Source organism: Streptomyces sp. NPDC058086 (assembly GCF_042885015.1).
GTDB lineage: Bacteria > Actinomycetota > Actinomycetes > Streptomycetales > Streptomycetaceae > Streptomyces.
The window spans coordinates 1-2,293 of record NZ_JBHVST010000268.1; the positions used below are offsets into that span (position 1 = coordinate 1).

At 70.0% G+C, this 2,293-nt stretch carries 2 protein-coding genes; both read right to left on the bottom strand.

What is annotated here, in order from left to right; all coding sequences use genetic code 11:
• Positions 1–75 precede the first annotated feature (75 nt).
• Entirely contained in the window at positions 76–918 is an 843-nt protein-coding gene (gene istB / locus ACFVWD_RS58115; RefSeq protein WP_389607259.1) for an IS21-like element helper ATPase IstB, read from the bottom strand.
• Positions 918–2,183, bottom strand: coding sequence for an IS21 family transposase (gene istA / locus ACFVWD_RS58120; RefSeq protein ID WP_389607261.1), 1,266 nt, complete (start codon positions 2,181–2,183; stop codon positions 918–920). The genes istB and istA overlap by 1 nt, the downstream gene beginning before the upstream one ends.
• Positions 2,184–2,293: the final 110 nt, after the last annotated feature.

The window sequence follows — 2,293 nt, forward strand, 5'->3', positions numbered from 1 at the left end:
TGTCGGCAACGGCTGAATTTGGGGCCAGTTCGAACGGTTCAATCGTGAGCCACTGTGCGGCCTCGGTGTGGTCAGTCAGTCGGTGGCGGTGGGGACGCGGCCGAGTTCGCGGCCCTTCATGCGGTAGGACTCGCCTTTGAGGGAGTGGACCTCGGCGTGGTGGACGAGTCGGTCGATCATGGCGGCGGCGACGGTCTCGTCGCCGAAGGTCTCTCCCCAGCGTCCGAAGGGCTTGTTCGAGGTGACGATCACGCTGGCTCTCTCGTATCTGTTCGAGACGAGCTGGAAGAACAGGTTCGCGGCCTCGGCCTCGAACGGGATGTAGCCGACCTCGTCGATCACGATCAGCGGGTAGCGGCCGAGCTTGACCAGTTCGTCCTGGAGCCGGCCGGTCTGGTGGGCGGCGGCGAGGCGGTCGACCCACTGGGCGGCGGTGGCGAACGCGACCCGGTGGCCGGCCTGACAGGCCCGGACGGCGAGTCCGGTCGCCAGGTGGGTCTTGCCGGTGCCCGGCGGTCCCAGGAAGACGGCGTTGTCTTTCGCCGCTATGAAGTCCAATGTTCCCAGGTGTGCGAGTTGTTGGCGCGTCAGACCACGCAGGTGAGTGAGGTCGAGCTCCTCGATGGTCTTGATGGCGGGGAAGCGGGCGGCTCGGATGCGGCCCTCGCCGCCGTGGGAGTCGCGGGCGGAGACCTCGCGCTGCAGGCAGGCGACCAGGTACTCGGTGTGGGTCCACGATTCGGTGCGGGCGCGTTCGGCCAGGCGCTCGGCGGCGTCCAGCAGGGCCGGGGCCTTCATGGCACGGGCGAGGAAGGCCAGGTCGGCGGCGGTCTGCCGGCCCGTGCGGGCGCCCTGGCCGTCGGGCTTGCCCGCGTCGGCCGTGGGATGCGTTTTCGCGGGAGCGGTGGTGCGGGTCATCAGGTGTCCTCCTTCCCGCCGCCGCCCTCGATGAGGGTGAACATGCGGTCGTAGGCGCCCAGCTCGCGTTGTTCGACCTCGATGCCGAGGCTGTCGGGGGCCAGGGCCGCGGCTCGGGCGGTGGCCGCTCGGGCTGCCTGCTGGTGGATCACCTCACCGCGCAGGTTCCGGGCCGCTGCGGCGTGCTCGGGGTCGGTCAGGCTCTGGTGCTTGGCCCAGCAGCGGGTGTGACGGGCCACCAGGTCGTCGCCGCAGGTCACAGTGATCTCCTCGGTGTCGGCGTGGACCGTGACCACGTGGCCGATCGCGCGAGGGTGGACGGAGTAGTCGTTGGTGTCGACGCGGATGTAGTGGTCCCGGCCCAGGCGGGTGCGAAGCGGCCACCAGTGGGGCGGGCCGACCGGCGGGATCGCGAGCATCGCCGCCCGGTCGCTCTCCCAGCGGTCGATGGGCCGGGCGTCGACCGAGCGGTGATGGCGCCGGTTGGCGATCTGCAGCCAGGCGGTCAGCTGGGCGTTGAAGTCGTCAGGGCCGGTGAAGAGACGGCCGGGCAGGAAGCTGGTCTCCAGGTAGCCGTTCGCGCGCTCGACCAGGCCCTTCGCTTCCGGGTCCCGGGGCCGGCAGAGGTGCACCCGGATGGCGAGCAGGCCCGCGAACGCGGCGAACTCACTGGTCAGGCGTCCCTTGCCGACTCCGGCCTCGTTGTCCCAGACCAGCATCTTCGGCACGGCTCCCCAGGCGGTCAGCAGCCGCCAGTGGGCGTCGATCAGATCGCCCGTCTGCCGAGAGGGCAGCATCCGAGCCGTGATCACCCGCGAGTAACCGGACACGATGACCAGCACCGGCGGGCGCCCGCTCTGGCCGTAACCGAGCGGGATGTCCACGGGCGGGAACCACAGGTCGCACTGCGCGAGTTCACCCGGCTGATAGACCGTCCGCGAGACAGGGTCCACCGGCAGATAAGCCGGCCGCAGCTCGCGCACCCTCTCCCGCAAGATCGTCAGCCCCCGCTCCCAGCCGATCCGCTCCGCGATCACCGTGACGGGCATCGTCGGGGTCTGCTTCAGCAGCTCCCGCACGGCCGGCTCCACCGCGTCCACCGCCGAGCCCTTCGGCGCCCGCCGATACCGCGGCGGACGGTCCGAGCCCAGCGCCCGCAACACAGTGTTCCTGGAGATCCCCAGCTGACGGGCCACCGCCCGAGCCGACAGCCCCTCCATCCGGTGCATCCGGCGGATCTCAGCCCAGTCCTCCACGTGGATCACCCTCTCTTCCTCCCGACTTCAGAACCAGTGAAGTCAGGATGATCAAGAGATCGCAGAGTGGCTCACTTTTCATCCGCCGTCCGTGGCCCTCGTTTCACCCGTTGCCGAGA

Excerpts from the sequence above, each read along its gene's own strand:
- istB (WP_389607259.1), bottom strand. The coding sequence starts at position 918 with ATGACCCGCACCACCGCTCCCGCGAAAACGCATCCCACGGCCGACGCG.